The sequence below is a fragment of the Myxococcus vastator genome (assembly GCF_010894475.1).
In the GTDB taxonomy this organism is placed as follows: Bacteria; Myxococcota; Myxococcia; order Myxococcales; family Myxococcaceae; genus Myxococcus; species Myxococcus vastator.
This window is the reverse complement of the sequence record NZ_JAAIYB010000112.1, coordinates 1-20085: the sequence shown is the minus strand read 5'-3', so window position 1 is coordinate 20085 and position 20085 is coordinate 1. Positions and strand designations below refer to the sequence as shown.

General features: G+C 70.4%; 13 protein-coding genes. 8 read left to right on the top strand and 5 right to left on the bottom strand.

Annotated elements, in window-relative coordinates:
- Positions 1 to 665 precede the first annotated feature (665 nt).
- On the bottom strand, positions 666 to 1265 hold the full coding sequence (locus G4D87_RS13815; RefSeq protein ID WP_163782531.1) for a TetR/AcrR family transcriptional regulator: 600 nt from the start codon (positions 1263 to 1265) through the stop codon (positions 666 to 668).
- Between the two features lie 355 nt (positions 1266 to 1620).
- On the opposite strand from G4D87_RS13815, the gene G4D87_RS13810 reads away from it, so the two are divergent.
- Both G4D87_RS13810 and G4D87_RS13805 read left to right on the top strand, forming a co-directional pair.
- Positions 1621 to 1974 carry a hypothetical protein gene (locus tag G4D87_RS13810; protein ID WP_240358261.1) on the top strand — a complete coding sequence of 118 codons (354 nt, stop codon included), beginning with the start codon at positions 1621 to 1623 and terminating at the stop codon, positions 1972 to 1974.
- 124 nt (positions 1975 to 2098) lie between these two features.
- A complete protein-coding gene (locus G4D87_RS13805; protein WP_240358260.1) occupies positions 2099 to 3232 on the top strand; it encodes a hypothetical protein in 1134 nt (377 codons plus the stop codon).
- An 18-nt stretch (positions 3233 to 3250) separates the two neighbouring features.
- Here G4D87_RS13805 and G4D87_RS13800 read toward each other — a convergent pair whose 3' ends face one another.
- A complete protein-coding gene (locus G4D87_RS13800; protein ID WP_240358259.1) occupies positions 3251 to 4264 on the bottom strand; it encodes a hypothetical protein in 1014 nt (337 codons plus the stop codon).
- Positions 4265 to 4719: 455 nt separating this feature from the next.
- On the opposite strand from G4D87_RS13800, the gene G4D87_RS13795 reads away from it, so the two are divergent.
- A complete protein-coding gene (locus G4D87_RS13795) occupies positions 4720 to 5985 on the top strand; it encodes a DmpA family aminopeptidase (protein WP_163782529.1) in 1266 nt (421 codons plus the stop codon).
- Between the two features lie 13 nt (positions 5986 to 5998).
- Here the strand turns inward: G4D87_RS13795 and G4D87_RS13790 are convergent, their stop codons facing one another.
- The gene (locus G4D87_RS13790) at positions 5999 to 7774 is read right to left on the bottom strand and encodes a DUF885 domain-containing protein (protein WP_240358258.1); all 1776 of its coding nucleotides are present in this window, start codon (positions 7772 to 7774) and stop codon (positions 5999 to 6001) included.
- Positions 7775 to 7812: 38 nt separating this feature from the next.
- A complete protein-coding gene (locus tag G4D87_RS13785) occupies positions 7813 to 10764 on the bottom strand; it encodes a DEAD/DEAH box helicase (RefSeq protein WP_163782527.1) in 2952 nt (983 codons plus the stop codon).
- Between the two features lie 283 nt (positions 10765 to 11047).
- Here G4D87_RS13785 and G4D87_RS13780 point away from each other — a divergent pair, with 283 nt between their 5' ends.
- The 5 genes from G4D87_RS13780 (at position 11048) to G4D87_RS13760 (ending at position 18660) form a co-directional block, all read left to right on the top strand.
- Positions 11048 to 14371, top strand: a complete 3324-nt coding sequence (locus tag G4D87_RS13780) for a type 2 lanthipeptide synthetase LanM family protein (RefSeq protein ID WP_163782526.1) — start codon at positions 11048 to 11050, stop codon at positions 14369 to 14371.
- The gene (locus tag G4D87_RS13775; protein WP_163782525.1) at positions 14368 to 14583 is read left to right on the top strand and encodes a mersacidin/lichenicidin family type 2 lantibiotic; all 216 of its coding nucleotides are present in this window, start codon (positions 14368 to 14370) and stop codon (positions 14581 to 14583) included. Before G4D87_RS13780 ends, G4D87_RS13775 begins: the two co-directional genes overlap by 4 nt.
- 130 nt (positions 14584 to 14713) lie before the next feature.
- Entirely contained in the window at positions 14714 to 14929 is a 216-nt protein-coding gene (locus G4D87_RS13770) for a hypothetical protein (protein WP_163782524.1), read from the top strand.
- Complete coding sequence (locus G4D87_RS13765) at positions 14926 to 17127, top strand: peptidase domain-containing ABC transporter (RefSeq protein ID WP_163782523.1); 2202 nt, start codon at positions 14926 to 14928, stop codon at positions 17125 to 17127. The genes G4D87_RS13770 and G4D87_RS13765 overlap by 4 nt, the downstream gene beginning before the upstream one ends.
- 87 nt (positions 17128 to 17214) lie before the next feature.
- A complete protein-coding gene (locus tag G4D87_RS13760; protein WP_163782522.1) occupies positions 17215 to 18660 on the top strand; it encodes an amidase in 1446 nt (481 codons plus the stop codon).
- A 59-nt stretch (positions 18661 to 18719) separates the two neighbouring features.
- Here the strand turns inward: G4D87_RS13760 and G4D87_RS13755 are convergent, their stop codons facing one another.
- Complete coding sequence (locus tag G4D87_RS13755) at positions 18720 to 19865, bottom strand: proprotein convertase P-domain-containing protein (RefSeq protein WP_338044957.1); 1146 nt, start codon at positions 19863 to 19865, stop codon at positions 18720 to 18722.
- Positions 19866 to 20085 lie beyond the last annotated feature (220 nt).

Genomic DNA, 20085 nt, shown 5'->3' with positions numbered 1-20085 from the left:
GAACCTGAAACTCGCTGATTCGTTTCCAGTGCTGCCGGCTGCGCTTCTCAGCGCGACCTGGCTGGCACCGTCTTAAGAAATTGACTGCGGTTTCCGCAATCTAGCTTCTTCTTGGGCTTGCTATTTGATTTTCAAAGACCGAGTCGCTTGTGATTCCCGCGACTTCTTGCTACCGTTTTCTTCGCTGCCGCCTCGCCGTCTTTTCGTCCGGCGGGGTGTCAGCTTCTATTTCAGTCCGGCGTCTACTGTCAAGCTGCTGTTTTCGCCGTCCTGCTGGCTTCCGGAGTCTTCAGCGCCGCCCAGTGGCTTCCGCTGCTTTCTTCCGGAGGGGCGCGGTTTCTACCGCCTTGCCGCCCTCCCTGTCAACCGCTGCTTTTCGTTACCCCCTCGACGCCTCCGCCCTTTCCGCCGGGCTTCTTCGTCGAGGGCGCGGCTTCTACCACCACCGCGGCTCCTGTCAACCTGCTGCGTTGACCGCCGTCCTCCGTATTTTCGCGGACGAAGGACGTTCACTGGGACACGGCGTGCAGGACCAGGCGCCCGCTCCACAGCTGCAGTGCAGGTCGGCGTGTAGGCGGCGGCCAAAGGGTCAAGCTCAGGAAGAGCACCTGCTGGTGCTGGCCACCGTCGCGGCCCTGCCAAGGCACCGCCAATGGGCACGGACCTCAAGGGGCGAAGAGGAGCCGAGACGCCTGCTGCACCCAGGCTCTCCGTGTGTCGAGCGTGCCGAAGTCGAGCAGGATGAACGGGTCGAACAGCCGGGGCATCATCGACAGCAGGCTCATGGAGGCCCAGACCTGGGTCAGCGCCATCCGCAGCCGGTTCTCCGGCAGGTGCGGCACCCCCGGAGCCAGCCGCCCGGCCAGCTCGGCCAGGAACGCATTGAGGCGCTGGATGGCGGAGCTGTCGTAGCGCTGATGGGCCAGCGCGTCGTGGAAGTGTGCGTGCGCGATGTACGGGTAGCGCAGCGAGTTGCTCATCAAATCCTCGAGCAGCGTCTCGAACGCCTCGCGAATGCCCTGGCCCTCCAGCCGGAGCCGATCAAAGTCCTCCAGGACGTTCCCGAAGGCCTGGTCCAGCGTCTGCTCCAGCGCCAGGGCAACCAGCTTCTCCTTGCTCCGGAAGTAGTAGCTGATGGCCGCGCTGTTCACCTGCGCCTCGCGCGCAATCTCCCGGATGCCCGTCGCATCCAGTCCATCCCGGCCGATGCACACGATGGTCGCCCGGAGAATGCGCTCCCGGGCCTCCTGCTCCTTGGTTCCCATCCCTGCAAGCCCCTGAAACGACGTGAGTCGGTGCTGGCTCTTGACGGGCGCGCGACTTTGAACCTACCGATTCAATCAATTGATTAATCCGGAAGATTGAATCCGATGGTCAAGCCCGAAGGCGAACCTACCGCAGGAAGACCCTCCCGACGAGGCGTGCTGCTGGGCGCGGGGCTGTTTGCTGGTGGCGCGGCGGCGCTGGAACTGCGAAGCGCGCTCCAGGCGCGGCGATCACGTGCTCATGTTCCACGGCCCGGGACCGGGGCGACTGGCGCTCCGACGACGTCTTCGATGTGCTCCGCCTGGATGTCCGGCGCTACCTCCGCTCCCCTGGGGACAGCGGCATGTCCTCGCGATGCTGGGACTCGTCGAACTGCGCGACGGAGAGCCGCCCTTCTATGACACGGGGAGGTTGGGCGGCATGGAGTTGAGCCGGGGATACCTGGAGGGACGCTTCCGCGAGCGTCAGCACCCGGGCGCGCAGGTCGAGTACCGTGCGCCCCGCTTCTGGCGCCTGGGCGGCGCGGCCTTCGTCTCCGCGGCGACGTTGGCACGCAGCCCACGTGACTTCGCTGTTCGCGACATCAAACCCGCGGCTGGCGTGGGCCCGCGCTTCGCACCAATGTCAGACGTACCCGTCAATGTCCGGCTCGATATCGCCAACGGGAACGAATCAGGCTTCTCTCTGAACATGGGCGAAGCCTCCTGATTCAAGCGAGATACGAACGGAACCGCCCGCAAGGCCGTGTAACGTCGCCCGTCATGCTCGGCCTGGGCCCAGGGGGCGCGTCCAGGGCGTGCCGATGCACCTCCATCCGCCCTCGGAGCACACCATGGTCCGCACCAAACGCGTCGCTCGTCATGTCTTCTCCAGGTTGAATCTGGCGCTGCTGCTCACAGGTGCCCTCGCGGGCTGCGGGGGAACCCTGGAGCCGGACCTGTCCGCGCCCGGGCCCGACGGCGCGCTGGACGCCCATGCCCAGGCGCTGACGTATCCCAGCGGCAGCAGCCAGACGGTGGTGTCCCGCCGCGTCGTCTACAAGAACGGCTCGGGTGCTTATCAAGCGGCGGCGGGCTTCGAGCACTTCCGCGCGGCGGGCGCTTTCGACGGCGCGCTCCACAACATCCGCATCGCGGAGGTCGACGCGCCAGGCGTGCGCGAGGCCCTGGTCATCATGTCCGCGGGCCAGAAGATTTCGAGCAGCGGCCACTCCAGCGGTGTCACCGGGCAGTCCTCCCACTGGGATGCGTCCTGTGACAGCGTCTCCTGTCCCAACGTGAGCCTGGACAGCCGTTCGCTGGCCATGAAGCTGCGCGCCCTGGGGTGGTTTCCCAGCGGGAAGACGTACCTGTCCGTCGTCAACGACGCCAACTTCGACCACCTGTTCGACAGCGACACGAAGCAGCGCATCGTGAATGGCTTCTCGAACTGGCTCCAGGCGCAGGTCCGTCCGGAGACGCGCGCCATCTACCTGGCGGGCAGCTCGCGCGGTGGCTGCTTGATGATGCGCATGGCGCAAGCGCTCCGCGCGAACACGGCGCTGGACGGCATCGACATCTACGTTTCGTCGTTCGACGGCGTGTGCCGCAACAGCCAGGGTGAGCTGGGGACCTTCGACAGCAAGATCAACAACCCCGTGCGCCCCTGGGGCACCTTCTATGGCGCGTGGGCCACGAATCTGACGGCCCAGTTCCCTCGCCGGAACAGGCTCCACATCTTCCACGTCGTGGGGGGCCAGGAGGTCGCTCCCGCCACGGGCATCCGCGCCTTCTCCGCCTACGCGGGCAGCACCCCTCCTTCGAAGGGCACGAACCTCGACTGGGGTTGGTACAAGCAGACCTGGGTGAAGTGGAAGCACAAGGAGATTGGCAATCCCTACTCGGACCCCAGCGCGTCGGACCAGGCGCAGGCGGTGGCGGACACTGTCGACGCGCACCTGACGTGGCTCGACGCGCGCCTGCCCTGATGGGGGCACCCTCGCGACTCATGGGAATCCGGGCGGCCGACCTTCCTCGGCCGCCCGCAGTCGCGCGCCGGGGTTGAGCTCAAAGGCGAGCCCGAACTGCCACAGCGCCACGGGCTCCAGGAACAAGATGTTGTAATAGTCCTGCCCCTTCACGTACCGCGCGAAGACGCCGAAGCCCGCGCCCCACCAGGGATAGGCGCCAAATTCAGCCTTCCACGTGGCCCGCTGCGCGGGCGTCTCCCCGAAAGGCTGCGACACGGACACTTCCAACGGAAAGCGGTGGTTGCTCCACGTGCGCTGGGCCGTGACACCCGCCGCCCAGTGCCCATCGCCATACACGACGCGCTGAGAGCGGGTGATGCGGCCAGGGCCAATGGACGTGTTCAGCTCCAAGGCAGCGAATCCGCCGACCAGCCATGCGTTGCGCAGGTCCGGCTCCACGTCGAACGCCAGACGCGCGTGAAGCTCCGTTCGGAAGAGGTTCGTGGTGAAGCTGCCGGACACCTCGTTCAGAGGCAGTTGTCCTTCCGACGGCGTGCACCCGGATTCGCCGCGCGTCTGGTTGCTGTAGAAGCACCCGGACTCCCCATTCGAATAGTGCGCCGCGATGACGTTGAGCGCGAGCGCCAGGCCCCGCACCGCCGCGCCCTCCACCCGAGGCTTCGCCAACGGCCGCAGGTGCGCCACCTGGAGCGTCACCTTCGCGATGAAGGTCGGCGGGATGACCGGGTCGCTCGCCGTGTCCATGATGCGGAGCTGCACGCCCGGGGTGATGATGAGCGAAAGGAAGTACTCGCCGCCGGGCTGGGTGAAGTCACCTTGGTGGAGCTGCGGCAGGAAGAGGTTGGGCGCCACCTGCGCTTCGAAGATGAGCGTCTCGGGCGAGTCGGGCGACCCCTGTCGACGGATGCGGCTGGGCGAGTCGAGGATGTAGCTGCGGTCCAGGAAGAGCGGCACCGGCGCGTCGTATTCCACGCGCCACCCGTCCGCGCGGACGCCCCCCGCCAGCAACACATACGTTGCCCACAGCAATGCGGCCCACCCTCGCGGGACTCCGTCCCCTGCCCTCCACGCCATGGCGCCCCCACGATTCGCGGGGCCGGACCTCAGGCATGTGACCAATGGTTTGTCACCTGTCCTCGCGCCCCATCCACGCGCCCGGCGTCCTCCGCGCGCGTCAGCGGAAGCCCCGTGCACACTTCCCGGCCCGGTGGTGCCAGCGCCACTGCACACTCGCGGACAGCCAGGCGGATGGAACTCAGGTTGACGGGGGCACACGCCAGCCGTCCGCGCGCAGGGCCATGCGCAGCCGAGGCGTGTCCCGCGCGCGGTCCCAGGCTCCACGGTCCCAGGGCAGCACCTGGTCCAGAATGGCGCGGTGGACCTGTCATAGGGGCCCCGGAGAGATTCTGACAGGGAGAATTCAGACCTGGCCAGATGGGACCTCTCATTGGGGGACTGACGCGGTCGCGATATGACGCCACGCCATGAACCCGCTCCGTCTCTCCCTGCTCCTGGGGCTCGTGTCCTGTCTGTCGCTGGGGTCCCCTCCAGCGGAAGCGCAGTCCCCCCAGGCGAGGCCCCGCGCCCGCGACCTGGGCATCACCTTCGGCGGACAGTCGGGCCCGAACAACGCCATCACCGACGTGGCCGGCGTGACGGTGGGCCATACGACGTTGATTTCGGGCGACACTCGAGGCCCTCCGGGCAAGGGGGCGGTGCGCACCGGCGTCACCGCCGTGCTGCCCCGAGGCAAGGACGGCGTGTCCGAGGAGGTCTTCGCCGCCATCTACTCCCTCAACGGCAACGGCGAGATGACGGGCTCCCACTGGCTCACCGAGTCCGGCCAGCTCGCCGGCCCCGTCATGCTCACCAATACCAATGACGTGGGCACCGTCCGCGACTCCGTCATCTCCTGGGCGATGAAGCGAGGGCTGGAGTGGGAGCTGGGGCTGCCCGTCGTCGCGGAGACGTGGGATGGCCTGCTGAATGACGTCTATGGCTTTCACGTGAAGGCGGCGCACGCCCACCGCGCGCTCGATAGCGCCAAGGGCGGTCCCGTCGCGGAGGGCTCGGTGGGCGGCGGCACGGGGATGGTGTGCCACAGCTTCAAGGCCGGCATCGGCACGGCGTCGCGCAAGCTGCCCGCATCGGAGGGTGGCTACACCGTGGGCGTGCTGTTGCAGTGCAACTACGGCGCGCGCCACCTCTTCACCGTGGAGGGCGTGCCCGTAGGCGAGGAGATCAGCGACCTGCGCCCCTGCTACACCGGGCCCAAGAAGCCGAGCCCCGGAATGTTCAAGGCGTTGCCGGCCTGCGCAACGTCGCGCGGCGACACCCAGCCCCGCACGCCCGAGGGCGCCGGCTCCATCATCGTGGTGGTGGCGACGGACGCGCCGCTGCTGCCACATCAACTGGAGCGGCTGGCGAAGCGGGTGCCGCTGGGCATCGGGAAGATGGGGGGCCTGGGCGCGAACTCCTCCGGCGACATCTTCCTGGCCTTCTCCACGCAGCGGCTGAAGCCTCCCGCGGGAACGGCCGTGTCCAGCGTCTCGGCGCTCGACAACGAGCGATTGACGCCGCTCTTCGAGGCCACCATCCAGGCCACGCAGGAGGCCATCCTCAACTCGATGCTGGCCTCCGATACGATGACGGGCGCGGAGGGCAGCCGCGCCTTCGGCCTGCCTCAGGACCGGCTCATCCAGGCGATGAAGAAGTATGGCCGGCTGACGACACCCGCGCCCGCGCCGTGACGCCGAGCGCGCTTCAAGACGCGCGCTGAGGCTCGGGCGCGGCGGCCCCACGCTGCCGCGCCGCCACCCACGCCTGGACCCGCGTCTCCAGGATGTCCAGCGGCAGGGCGCCGTCGAGAAGCACGACGTCGTGGAACTCTCGCACGTCGAAGCGCGGGCCCAGCACCTGCTCCGCGCGCGTGCGCAGGTCGCGAATCTTGAGCTGCCCCACCTTGTACGCCAGCGCCTGCCCCGGCCAGGCGATGTAGCGGTCAACCTCGTTGGTGGTGTCGAGCTCCTGGCGCGGCGAGTTCTCCATGAAGAAGTCGAGTGCCTGCTGCCGCGTCCACTTCTTCACGTGCATGCCGGTGTCGACGACGAGCCGCACCGCGCGCCACATGTCGTAGGCCAGCTGGCCGAACGTGTCGTACGGGCTGGCGTACAGGCCCAGCTCGTCACCCAGCGTCTCGCAGTAGAGCGCCCAGCCTTCGCCGTAGGCCACGTAGTAGCCGTAGCGACGGAACTCGGGCAGGCCGGGCTGCTCGGCGGCCAGGGACAATTGGAGGTGATGGCCGGGCACCGCCTCGTGCAACGTGAGCGGCACCATCTCCCACAGAGGGCGCGTCTCCGGCCGGTACAGGTTCACCAGGTACGTGCCCGGCCGCGAGCCGTCCGGCGCGCCAGCGCAATAGAAGCCGGTGGTCGCGTCCGGGGCCGTGGCCTCCGGCGTCGGCTCCACGCCGTAGGGCAGCCGGGGCAGCGTCTTGAACAGCCGCACCAGCAGCGGGTCGATGCGCTTGGACAAGGCCCGGTAGCGCATCAGCAGCTCTTCCCCGTCCCGCGCATAGAAGCGCGCATCCGTCCGCAGGAAGTGGAAGAACTCCGCCAGCGTGCCCTCGAAGCCCGTCCGGGCCTTCACCGCCTCCATCTCCGCGCGCAGGCGCTGGACCTCGGCCAGGCCGAGCGCGTGAATCTCCTCCGCACCCAGGCCCGTGGTGGTGAACTTGCGCGCGAGGAAGTCATACAGCGCCTCGCCGTCGGGGAGCTGCCAGATGCCCACCGCCTCCGTGCCCTTCGGGACGTACTCCTCCGTGAGGAACTGGTGGAAGCGCTTCAGCGCGGGGAGCACGCCCTGCGCAATCGCCGCGCGGCCCGCCGTGGACAGGCGTTGCTGCTCCGCGGAGGCGATGCCCTTGGGGAAGCGGCGGAACGGCGCGAAGAAGCCGCTGGCCGCCGGGTCCGCCACGAGCTGCTTCGCCACCTGCGGCGGAATCCGTTGGAGGACGACCTGGGGGTGGACGCGCTTCTCACGCAGCCCCTCGCGCAGCAGCGCCAGTACCTGGTCCACATACGCGCCGAAGCCCTGGAGCCGCGCCACCCAGTCCTCGTAGTCCTTCACCGTCTCGAAGCGCAGGCTGTCCGCGAGCTGGTAGGCCGTCTGCACCCCCGGCGGCTGCTTGATGCCCTCCGGGATGCCACCCATGTGGTTCACCGGCATCAGGTACGTCTTGAAGCGGTGCTCCTCCACCCACGTCTCGTAGTCACGGCGGAACAAGTCGTAGTTGAGCTGGTCCGCGGCGGAGAGCGCCTCGCGGTCCATCTTCTTCAGCTCCGCGAGCACCTGGAGGCTGTGCTGGTGGTCCGCCTCGATGGCCAGGAGGCGCAGGTCATCCCAGCGGTCGTTCCAGCGCCGGTCACCCCGCACGGACGCGTAGGTCGGGCTGTGCTCCAGCTGGTACTGCCACTCCTGCTGGATGAGCGCCTGCAGCGCGGCGGCCTTGGGCCGGGCGTCGGCGGATTCGGGAAGCATGGTGAGGAACCCCACTGCGAAGAGAAGGACCGCGCGCGTCACGAGAAGAGTTCGAGCAGGTCCTCCCGGGTGATGGCCGTCGCGGCGGAGGCCTCGCTCAGGGCCGCCTCGAAGATGGCCCGCTTCTTCTCCTTGAGTCCCAGGATGCGCTCCTCCACGGTGCCCTGGGACACCAGCCGGTACACCATCACCGTGCGCTCCTGGCCAATGCGGTGGGCGCGGTCCGCGGCCTGCGCCTCCGCCGCCGGGTTCCACCACGGGTCCACGAGGAAGACATGGTCCGCCGCCGTGAGGTTGAGGCCCGTGCCGCCCGCCTTGAGGGACATGAGCAGCACCGGCTCCCCTTCCGTGGACTGGAAGCGCTCGGTGACCTCGCCGCGGTTGGCCGTGGTGCCGTCCAGCCGGCCGAAGCCGATGCCCGCCGCCTTCAGGCGCGGCTCGATGAGGTCCAGCAGCGACGTCCACTGCGAGAAGACGAGCGCCTTGTGGCCTTCCGAGACGGCCGTCTCCAGCGCGTCCACCAGCGTCTCCACCTTGGACGACGTGTGGGCCCGCTGGCCCGGGACGAGCGCGGGGTGACACGCCGCCTGACGCAGCCGCAGCAGGGCCTCCAGCGCCTTGAGCACGCTGCCGCCCTCATTCAACAGGGCCACCACTTCCTTGCGCGTGGCCGCCATCACCGCGTCGTAGACGGAGCGCTCGCGCTCATCCATCTGCACGTGCATCACGGACTCGATGCGCGGCGGCAGCTCGGGCGCCACGTCCCGCTTCAGGCGCCGGAGCACGAAGGGACGGATGCGGCGCCGCAGCCCCTCGGCCGCTCCCTGCCGGCCCTCGGAGATGGGCCGGGCAATCGTGTCCTCGAAGTGCTTGCGCCCCCCGAGCAGGCCCGGGTTGGTGAAGTGCATGAGGCTCCATAGCTCCTCCAGCCGGTTCTCCAGCGGCGTGCCGCTGAGCGCGAGCCGGAAGTTCGCCTTGAGCCCGAAGGCCGCGCGCGCCACCTGGCTGTCCGGATTCTTGATGGCCTGCGCTTCGTCCAGCACCAGCGAGTCCCACGTCTTCGCGCCGAGCACCGCCGCGTCCAGGCGCATGATGGCGTAGGTGGTGAGCGTCACGTCGGCGGACGGCTCCAGCGCGCGGCCGGGCCCGTGGTACACGCACACCTTCAGCGACGGGCGGAAGCGCTTCAGCTCCGCGGCCCAGTTGGGCAGCACGCTGGTGGGGCACACCACGAGCGACCCGGGCCCCAGGGCGCAAATCGTCTGGAGCGTCTTACCCAGGCCCATGTCGTCCGCCAGGATGCCGCCCAGCCCCGCGCCGCGCAGGAAGCCCAGCCAGCTGACGCCCTGGAGCTGGTACTGGCGCAGCGTGGCGTTGAGCTCCGCGGGCAGCTCGGGCGGGGGCAGCTTCTCGAAGCCGGAGATGAGCGGCGCCAGCCGGTCCAGGCCCGGCGGAGGCGGCTGCTCCAGTGTCTCGCACAGCGCGGTGAGCTCCGGCAGCGCGTGGTTGGCGACCTTCCCATCCTCCTGCCGCGCGTTGAGCAGGTCCGCCACGCGCTGACCGTGCTTGTCCAGCCAGGCCCGGGGCAGCGGCGCCCAGCCACCACCGTCCAGCGGAACCAGCCCCAGCCCCTCTGTCCACGCCCGGATGACGGCGGCGGCGTCCACGGCCTTGACCTCGCCCCGGGCGCCCTCCACCTGGAAGGAGAGCTGGAAGCGCACGTCGGGGACGCCCTGCCCCGTGACGCTGGACTCCAGGTGGAGGGACGGGCGCAGCTTGACGTCGGGGCTCACCAGCCCCGCCGCGTCACCGGCGAGGTCGCCGCGCCAACGCCGCAGCTTGTCCGCCCAGCGCACCATCTCCGAGCCCTGCACCGTCAGCCGGCGGCCGGGCACCAGGTTCAGCTCGTCGCGAAGCTGGTGGATGAGGCGCTGCTCGGCGGCCTCGTCGCGCAGCGGCACCGCGCCGCGCAGGTACACCATGCGCCCGTTGTCGATGCGCACCACCGGCGGCGCGCCGTAGACGAGCGTGGGCAGCACGGACAAGCCGGCGTCGAGCTGGTTCAGCTCCAGCAGAATGCGCGGCTTCAGCTCGCGGTCCAGGCGCGGCAGCCGCTTGCTGCGGACCTCCACCGGCAGGCGGCGCCCCAGCTCGGGCATGATCTTGGAGGTCAGGTCCCCCAGATGGTCCGCCGAGTACGTGCGGACGATGGGCAGGTGCTGCAGCCAGGGGCCGGACATGGACGTCTCGCCCAGGCGGACCAGCGCGTCACTCGCGAGCGCCACCCCGGGGCTGACCACCTCCTGGATGCGCGAATCCCGGGTCACCGTCACCACAATCTGGCCGCCGCGGTCCTCCACCACCGCGCGCGGCAGCACCTGCTCGTAGGACACCGCCACCGGGCGCCCGTCGAGCAGCACGTTGCGCGCCGACTCCAGCACCTTGAGCACCGCGTCCAGCGTCTCCGGCGCCAGGGTGCCGCGCGTGCGCCGCTGCTCCAGGATGCGGTCGGCCAGCAGGTCCGCGTTCTCCACCTGGAGCTTCGCGGCCTCCGCGGGCCGGGCCATCAGCGACGTCAGGCTGCCCTCCAGCGGCGTCTCCGTGCCGTCCACCTGGACGATGGAGCGGCGAAGCTCCAGGCCGCCGTCCTCGCGGGTGAAGTGGTAGACGACGCGGGCCCAGCGGGTGGCCGCCGTCTCCAGGGGCGCGTCCTGCTTCTCCGCCTGCTGGATGGAGATGGCCGCCGCCACCACGTGCTCGCAGGGGTCCACCAGGCTGGGGCAGTCACACTCCCAGGCGTCGTCGTTCGGGTACAGGACCACCGTGAGGGCGACCGGGCGCCCCTTGGCGCGCACCCTCAGCTCCAACTCACCCCCTTTCTGGGACTGGAGCACCACGGCTCCGGAGCGGGCGAGGTTCACCCCGTTGGACCAGATTCCCGGCTTGGCTTCCTTCCGGACGGTTTCGAGCAGTTGGGCGGTAGCGGACATGGGGCGCTGTTTCCCTACGCCCCGAGCATGCGGCGCGCAACGTCCATGAGCGCGCACCGTCGCGTGGCAGGCGGGTCTGGACGTGGAGCCCTGCCTGGGAAAACTTCAACATCAGCGGCCCGCGCCAATCACTCCCACCTCCCCATATGTATTACATTCCACGCGCACATGGGCACCCAGCATTGACATGCAAAGATGAAATGACTTAGCTGTATTGCAGTCGTCTCCCTGATACGCCAACGAAGCCAGCTCACCGGGCCTTGCCCAGGAAACGAGAGGACGCGTGGAAATCACGCAGAGGCAGGACGAGGCGACGCCGGGAGCCCCCCTCCCGTCGAGGCTCGCACGCTGGGCACGGGCCACTACACTCACCGAGCGGGCTGAACTCACGCTCAAAACCAACACGACGCAACACGACACATCCGCCGCGGCGCGCAAGCGATTGGATGCATGGCGTCAGCAGGAGCCCTTCGGACAGGCGGACTGGTGGCAGCGCAGATTGCAATCCTCGGGGCTGAGCGAGGCGGAGCTGCTCACACTGCTGGAGGTGCCCACCGAGGCGCCTTGGGCCACGCCTGCTGAAGTCCCCGGCTGGGTGCGGATGCTGGAGCGCGCCTACGCGGAGCCCTCGCACGCGCCCGTCCGCTGGCCCGAGCGCACGGAGGGCCCGGACCGCTCGGCCTTCCTTCCCCTGGTGGAGCCGCTGGTGTCGCGCGCCGTGACGCAGCTCACCGCCGCGCTGGCGCCCCTGAAGCACGCCGCGGCTGGGCTCGACCTGGAGCCGGGCGTCGTCGTCTCCACGATGCTGGGCCACCTGCCCCAGGTGCTGGCACCGGTGCTGGGCCGCGCCATGGTGGTGGAGCTGCACGCCGCGCAGTTGGAGGAGCTGCTCGCCGGAGACACCCCGGAGGCGCGCTTCCACGACTTCACGAAGCGGCTGCGCCAGCCGCAGGTCGCCCTGGACATCCTGGAGCGTTACCCGGTGCTGGCCCGCTGCGTCGTCCTGCGCATCGCGGAGTGGGAGGCCAACTGCCTGGGGCTGATGAAGCGGCTGACGCGGGACGCGCCCCTGCTCTGGCAGCGGTTCAACGGGGGCCCGTCTCCCGGCGCGCTGGTGGAGGCACTCGGCGGCCTCTCCGACCCGCACCGGGGCGGTCAGGGCGTCTTCATCCTCCGCTTCGAGTCCGGGCTGCGGCTTGTCTACAAGCCGCGCTCGCTGGGCGCAGAGGCCGGGCTCCAGCAGCTCCTCACGTGGCTCAACGCGCGCGGCGCCACGCCTGTCATGAAAGGCGCGGAGGCGCTGGACCGGGGCGAGTACGGGTGGATGGAGTACGTGGCCCCCGCGCCGTGCGCGTCGACGGAGGAGGTTCGGCGCTTCTATGAACGCCAGGGCGCCTACGTCGCACTGATGCACGCGCTGGACGGCACGGACCTGCACTTCGAGAACCTCATCGCCGCGGGTGAGCACCCGGTGCTGGTGGACGTGGAGACGCTCTTCCACCCGCTGTCGGGCGCGCGCACGCTCCGAGACGCCGAGCACGCGGTGGAGGCGCCGCCGGTGTCGGTGCTCCGCAGCGGACTGCTGCCGCAGCAGTTCTGGGGCACGCGCACGAAGGCCGGTGTGGACCTGAGCGGATTGGGCGCGCGGGCAGGTCAGCTCACGCCGCAGGCCTACCTGATGACGGCGGAGCGAGGAACGGACCGGATGCGCTTCGAGCGGCGGCCAGTGGCGCTGCCCGGGTCCAACAACCTGCCGCGCCTGGAGGGTGAGGCCGCGCCCGTGCTGGCCTACCGCGACGCACTGGCCGACGGGTTCACCCGCATGTACGGCCTGCTGCTGGAGCACCGCGGGGCGCTGCTCGCCGAGGATGGGCCGCTGGCCGCCTTCGCGCACGTGCCCATGCGCGTCCTCTTCCGCAACACGGCAGTGTATGGCGCGCTCCTTCACGAGAGCTACCACCCGCACGCGCTGGCGGACGGGCTCGAGCGCCAGCGCTTCTTCGACCACCTGTGGCGCGCCGTGGTGCCTGTCCCGGACTTCGCGGCGCTCGTGCCCCTGGAGACGGAGCAACTGGAGCGGGGAGACCTGCCGTACTTCACCGCGCGCGTCGACTCGAAGGACCTGGAGGCGGGCTCGGGCCAGCGCCTGCCGGACTTCTTCCAGGAGACGGGCATGGCGCGCGTGCGCCGCCGGCTGGAGGGCCTGTCGCCCGAGGACCAGGCGCGGCAGCGCTGGGTGCTGGAGCGCTCGCTGGATGTCCTGCTGCTGAGCTCGCGGACGGTGGCGCGGCCGAGCTATCCCTTCCGGGAGCACACCCCGCCGGGCCTCCGCGATGCGCTGCTCGCGGAAGCACGGCGCGCGGGCGAGCGGCTGCTGCCGTTGGCGTTCGAGCGCCGTGAGGAAGCGCATTGGCTCGGCCTGGATGCGGGAGACGGCGGCTGGAGGCTCGGGTCACCCGGGCCGGATGTGTTCCAGGGCCGCGCGGGCATCGCGCTCGCGCTGGGCTACCTGGGGGACATCACGGGAGACGCGCGCTTCACGCGGCTGGCGCGGGCCACGCTGCGCACCCAGGCGCGCCTCCTGGCGGAGGAGCCCGCCAGCGTGGTGGGGCTGGGCATCCTCAACGGCTGGGGCGGCATCCTCTACGCGCTGACGCACCTGGGCGTGCTGTGGAAGGACGACGCGCTCCTGGACGAGGCCGCCGGGTACGTGCGGCGGCTGCGGCCCCTGGTGGAGAAGGACACGGTGCTGGACGTGGGCGCGGGCGCCGCGGGCTGCCTCCTGGCGCTGCTGGTGCTCGGAGAGCACCGCCCGTCAGACACGCTGTGGGCCACGGCGGACGCCTGTGGCCAGCGGCTGCTGGAGACAGCCGCCCCCCAGGACCGAGGCGCAGCCTGGATTTGCGAGGCCGCAGGAAACCGCTACCTCGCGGGCATGGCACACGGAGCCGCCGGCATCAGCCTGGCCCTGCTGCGGCTGTTCGCGCGCACGGGCGATGCGCGCCTGCGTGACGCCGCGATCGCGGGCATGGAGTACGAGCGCGGGCTCTACACGCCCGAGGAGCGCAACTGGCCCGACCTGCGCGTGGGCGCGAAGGAGCTGGCGGCGGCCGCGGAGGGGACCGAGCACTTCCTCTGGGCGTGGTGTACTGGCGCCCCCGGCATCGGACTGGCGCGGCTGTCCGGCCTCCCCTTCGTGGACGACACCGCGGTGCGCGAGGAGCTTGCCATCGCGCTGGACTCCACGCTGGCGAGGGGCTTCGGCCGCAACCACGGCCTGTGTCACGGTGACCTGGGTAACGCGGACTTCCTGTTGGAAGCGGCGGCCACGCTCGGGGACTCGGAGCTCCAGGAGCGCACGAACGCGGTGGCGGGCGGCATCCTGCGTGGCATCTCCGAGCACGGCTACCTCTTCGGCCTGCAGGGCAGCACGGAGACGCCGGGCATGATGGTGGGCCTGGCGGGCATCGCCTACGGACTGGCGCGGCTGGCCATGCCGGAGCGCTTGCCCTCGCTGCTGGCTGTCGCGCCTCCACGAATCGTCCGAGGTGAAGGGCTGGGCACCTCGGATGGCCGTCCCTCCAGCCGTGTCCAGGAGCAGTCATGAGCCAGAAGAAGGAACACATCCTCCGCGCTTGGCGTGACCCCGAGTACTTCAACAGCCTGACGTCGGAGGAGCGCGCGTCCCTGCCCGCCAACCCCGCCGCCGAGCTGGAGTTGGGGGACGACCTCCTGGAGGTCATCACCGGCGGCGACTTCTGCCTGCCCGGCCAGACCAGCCCCTACTGCACGCCGTGCCCGCCGTACCACTGCTACTGAGCGGCGAGCAGTTCGGCAGCGACTCCTGCACGCCGTGCCTGCCCTCCGTCCGCATGTAGCGAAGAAGCCATCGGGGGACTGGCTCAGTCCCGGGCCAGTCCCCCACCCCATGCGCTAACGTCCCGCCACGATGCAGCCACCCACCGACGGCCGCCCCTCCATCTTCCGCAAGGAAGCCCTGGCGCACTACCAGCGCGTCGTGCAGGACGATGGCGATTTGCTGCGCATCGGTGGCCGGTGGACGCGGTGGACCTTCGCGCTCCTGTTCGTCTTCGGCCTCGCGCTGGCGCTCGGTGTCCTGGCGTGGCCGGCGCTCATCGCCCCGGAAGGGAACGTGCCGCCATGACGGCCGAGGCGCCGCGGCAACCCCTGCGCCGGTGGAGGCTCGGCCTGCGCAAGCGCGTGCCCGAAGTGCGGCAGATGACGATGACGGACTGTGGCGCCGCCTGTCTGGCCATGGTGCTGGCCTACCACGGCCGCCACATGGGCCTGGACTCGGTGCGCGAGGTGACAGGCCCCGGACGTGACGGCGCCAGCGCGAAGGCGCTGAAGGCCGCCGCCCAGAAGCTGGGCCTGCGCGTGCGCGCCATCTCCGTGGACCTGGACCGCCTGCCCTTCCTGCCTCCGGCCACCATCCTCCACTGGCGCTTCACGCACTACGTTGTCTTCGAGCGACTGGGCCGCGGCTGGGTCGAGGTGGTGGACCCCGACCAGGGCCGCCGCCGCGTCTCCCTGGAGCAGTTCAGCCAGTGCTTCACCGGCGTGGCGCTGCTGCTGGAGCCGTCCGAGGACTTCCAGCCGGGCCACTCGAGGCGCGGACCCTACCGCTACCTGGTGCCCCTGGTGAAGCGGCAGGCCGGGACGCTGGTGAAGGTGCTCGCGCTGTCCGCCGTGCTCCAGGTGCTGACGCTGGCGGTGCCGCTGCTCACCGGCATGGTGGTGGACCGCGTGGTGCCCCGGCAGGACTACTCGCTGATGGGGGTGCTGTCCGCGGCGCTCGCGGGCGTGCTGCTCTTCGAGCTGCTCACGTCGGTGGTGCGCGGCCAGCTCCTGGTGGAGCTGCGCACGCGGCTGGACTCGCAGATGACGCAGGGGCTCCTGGACCACCTGGTGAGCCTGGCCTACCCCTTCTTCCAGCTCCGGCCCGCGGGCGATTTGCTGACGCGGCTGGGCTCGCAGCAGGCCATCCGCGAGCTGCTCTCCACCGGCCTCTTGTCCAGCGCGCTCGACGGGGCGCTGGTGCTCCTCTACCTGGGCCTGCTGCTGGTGGCGGACGCGTCGCTGGGCCTGCTGGTGGTGGGCCTGGGCCTGTTGCAGGTGCTGGTGTTCGCGCTGCCCCGGGCCCGCCAGCGCAGCCACCTGTCGCGCAGCCTGGACATGGGCGTGCGCAGCCAGAGCTACCTGATGGCCATGCTGTCCGGCATGCAGACGCTCAAGGCCTTCGGCGTGGAGGGCCGCATGGTGGGCAGCTACGCCAACCTCTACGTGGACCTGCTCAACGTGGAGCTGGAGCGCGGCCGGCTCTCCGCCTGGCTGGACGCGCTGACGGGCACGCTGCGCCGCGTGTCCCCGCTGGTGCTGCTGTCCGTGGGTGCGTGGCGCGTGCTGGACGGCGCGATGTCCCTGGGACAGATGCTGAGCATCAACGCGCTGGCCACCGCGCTGCTGGTGCCCCTGTCCAACCTGCTGGGCACCGGCGGACAGCTCCAGTTCCTGAGCACCTACCTGGAGCGCATCAACGACGTGTTGGACACGCCGCCGGAGCGCGACGCGGCGCACCAGGGACGCGCGCCCACGCTGCGCGGCGCCGTCACCCTGGAGGACGTGCGCTTCCGCTACAACCCCCACTCCGCCTGGGTGGTGCAGGGCGTGTCGGTCAGCGTGGAGCCGGGGCAGATGGTGGCGCTCGTCGGCCGCTCGGGCGCGGGCAAGAGCACCCTGGCGCACCTGCTGCTGGGGCTCTACCTGCCCACCTCCGGACACGTCCGGTATGACGGCGCGGAGCTGGGCGAGCTGGACCTGCGCGCGGTGCGCAGCCAGCTGGGCGTGGTGCTGCAGGACGCCTCGTTCTTCAACGCGTCGCTGCGGGAGAACATCACCCTGAGCGATCCGGACCTGGACATGGACCGTGTCGTGGAGGCCGCGAAGCGAGCCCACATCCACGACGACATCATGGCCATGCCCATGCAGTACGACACGCCGCTGACGGACCGGGGCCTCTCCATGTCCGGCGGCCAGCGGCAGCGGCTGGCCCTGGCCCGCGCCCTGGTGCGCAGGCCCGCCATCCTCCTGCTGGATGAAGCCACCAGCGCCCTGGACGCCACCACCGAGGCGAACGTGCAGCAGGCGCTGGCGTCCTTGAAGTGCACGCGCGTCGTCATCGCCCACCGGCTCAGCACGGTGCGCAACGCCGACACCATCCTCGTCATGGAGGCCGGCCAGGTGGTGGAGGTGGGCCGGCACCAGGAGCTGCTGGAGCGCCAGGGCACCTACGCGTCCCTGGTGAATGCCCAACGGGAGGAGCGCACCCAGGCGACGGGCTGAGGCGCCTGGAGTACGACCTGGGATTCATGAATATCCTGCTTCCCGCGCCCGGTCCGCCGCATCTCCACGGGCGCCTGCGAGGGACTCATGAACCTGGATGACTACAGCCGCTTTGACGCAGTGGGATTGGCGGAGCTGGTACGTCGGAAGGAGGTCGCCCCCGAGGAGCTGCTCCGGGTGGCGGTGGAGGCCATCCACCGCGTCAACCCGGCGCTGAACGCCGTCATCGACGTGCGAGAGGGCGAGGCGAGCGACGCGCTGAAGCAAGACCTCCCCGACGGCCCCTTCCGGGGCGTGCCCTTCCTCATCAAGGACATTGGCGTGCACGCCGCGGGGGTGCCCACCGACATGGGCAGCCGGATGGCCCAGGGGACGGTGTTCCCCCATGACAGCGCGTTGATGGCGCGCTACCGGCGCGCGGGCCTGGTGCTGCTGGGCCGGACGAACGCGCCGGAGCTCGGCAACAACGCCACCACGGAGCCGGTGCTGCACGGGCCCACGCGCAATCCGTGGGACGTGAAGCGCAGTCCGGGCGGCTCCAGCGGCGGCTCGGCGGCGGCGGTGGCGGCGGGCATCGTCCCGGTGGCCCACGGCAACGACGGCGGAGGCTCGCTGCGCATCCCCGCGTCGCTGTGCGGCGTCTTCGGGCTGAAGCCCACGCGGGGCCGCAACTCACTGGGGCCGGACGCGGGTGACTTCATCTTCGGCATGGGCATCGAGCATGTGCTGTCCCGCAGCGTGCGCGACAGCGCGGCCATGCTGGACGCCACCCAGGGCCCGGAGGCAGGCGACCCGTACTTCGCGCCGCCGCCGCGGGGGCCCTACCTGGAGGAAGTGGGCCGCGCGCCGGGCAGGCTGCGCATCGCGCTGATGACGGAGGCCCCCATGGGCGCTCCGGTGAGCGCCGATTGTGTGGAGGCCGCTCGAGCGGCGGCGAAGCTGTGTACGGAGCTGGGCCACGACGTCGTCGAAGCCGCGCCCGAGCACGACGGCCAGCTGCTGCACGAGGCCGTCTCCACCGTCTGGTCAGCGACCATGGCGTCCCTGGTGGGCATGCTGAGCCAGGTCTCCGGGCGCGACGCGGGACCGGAGCTGCTCGAGGCCACCACCTGGGCGGTGGTGCGCCATGGCCGAGAGCTGAAGGCCACGGACCTGCAGCGGGCGCTCGGCGTGTTCAACTTCGTGTCGCGGCAGGTGGGCGCCTTCTTCCAGCAGTACGACGTGCTGCTGTCCCCCACGGTGGCGGCGCCGCCCTTCCCGCTGGGACTGCTGGACGCCAACGCGCCCCGGACGGCCCGCGAGTGGTACGACCACGCGTTCGGCCACTGCCCCTTCACCGCGCTGTTCAACGTCACCGGGCAGCCGGCCATGTCCGTGCCGCTGCACTGGAGCGCGGAGGGCCTGCCCATCGGCGTCCAGTTCGCTGGCCGGTACGCCGACGAGGCCACGCTGTTCCAACTCGCGGGCCAGCTCGAGCAGGCGCGGCCCTGGGCCCAGCGGCGGCCACCGGTGCATGTCACCCGGTCCGCGTAGCCGCCGTGAGACGCGCGGTGGGCCCTCGAAGCGCGAAGGCCCACCGCGAAGCAGCCGGCTCAGTCGTAGCGGCTGGTGAGCTTCAGTGTCCACGAGCGCAGCGTGCCGCTGCCCACGCCAGACGGGTTGGCGACGTGCAGCTTCCAGCGGCCGTTGATGCTGCCGTCACGCGGAATGCCCCGCGTCACGACGATGCGCGAGGGCGGCGTGCCCTCGTTCGGGCCGTCCCACAGCAGGGCCGTCTCGCCACCCGGGTCCTCCAGCGTCAGCACCAGCCGGTGCGGCGCGGTGTGGACGATGTCCAGCTCCACGTTGATGTCCATGGGCACCGTGGCCAGCCCCACCACGACGAGCGGCGCCGTCACCAGCGGGTTCGTCGACTGGAGCCGCAGGTCGGAGTACTCGATGAAGGAGGCGCCCATCCACGCCGGGGCGCAGTAGCCCTCCACCCAGCCCGACGCCAGGCCGATGCAGATGAGCTGCTCCGACGGGCACGCCACGAAGCGGGAGCACATGTCCCCGTTGCCCGCGACGTACGAGGCGTCCACGCAGCGCCCATAGGGGCTGGAGCCGTCACCGGGGCGGCCCTCGCAGACGAGCCCGGGCTGACAGATGCCAGGGCCCGTGCACGGGTCACCTTCGGCCGCCTGCTGCGTGTGGGCCTTGAGCTGCCCCATCGTGACGGCGTTCACGTTCGCCAGCCGCGACAGCTGCACCATGTGGGCGATGGGGCGCGCCGCGACGAGGCTCTGCACCGCCGCCGCGGGGATGCCGAAGACAGTCTGCAGATTCGACGCGCTCTGCGTGTTCGCCGCGTGGATGGCGCGGCGGGCCTCCGCCAGGTTGAAGGCCACGCCGTGGAAGGTCCCCACGTGCCCGTCGACCGGCAGCTCCACGCGGCCCGTGCCCTTGGCGTACGCCTCCAGCGCCGCGAGCGCCGCGGGGCCCACCTGCGGCACCGCGTCCACCTGCTCGATGCTCACGAAGCGGCGGTCATCGCCCGTGTGGAGCACGCCGTCCGGCCCCTCGCGGTAGTCCATCAGCGCCTGCGCCGCCAGGGCGTTCAGCGGCACCTCCAGGTCCAGCACCGTGAAGGAGATGGAGTAGTCGTTGAGGAAGGACAGCACGCCCTCCGCAGCGGGCGTCCCCGTGGCCAGCGCCTGCGCCTGCGTTCCGAGCACCACCGCCTCGTGCTCGGCGTCCATGGACGTCGGAGCGCCACAGCTGAACAGCGCGGGGAGAACCGTGGATAGCGAAAGAAACAAGGGAAGTTTGAGTTTCATGCGCACCGTGTAGCGCAAGACTTGTCCGGCGCACAGGACGTCACCCGTGCGTGACGCAATCCAACCGAAGCCGTGGGGAATAGGCCCACCTCCGTGGCAGTCTTGCGCGCCATGCGAATCCCCCACGCGCTGTCCCTGGGCG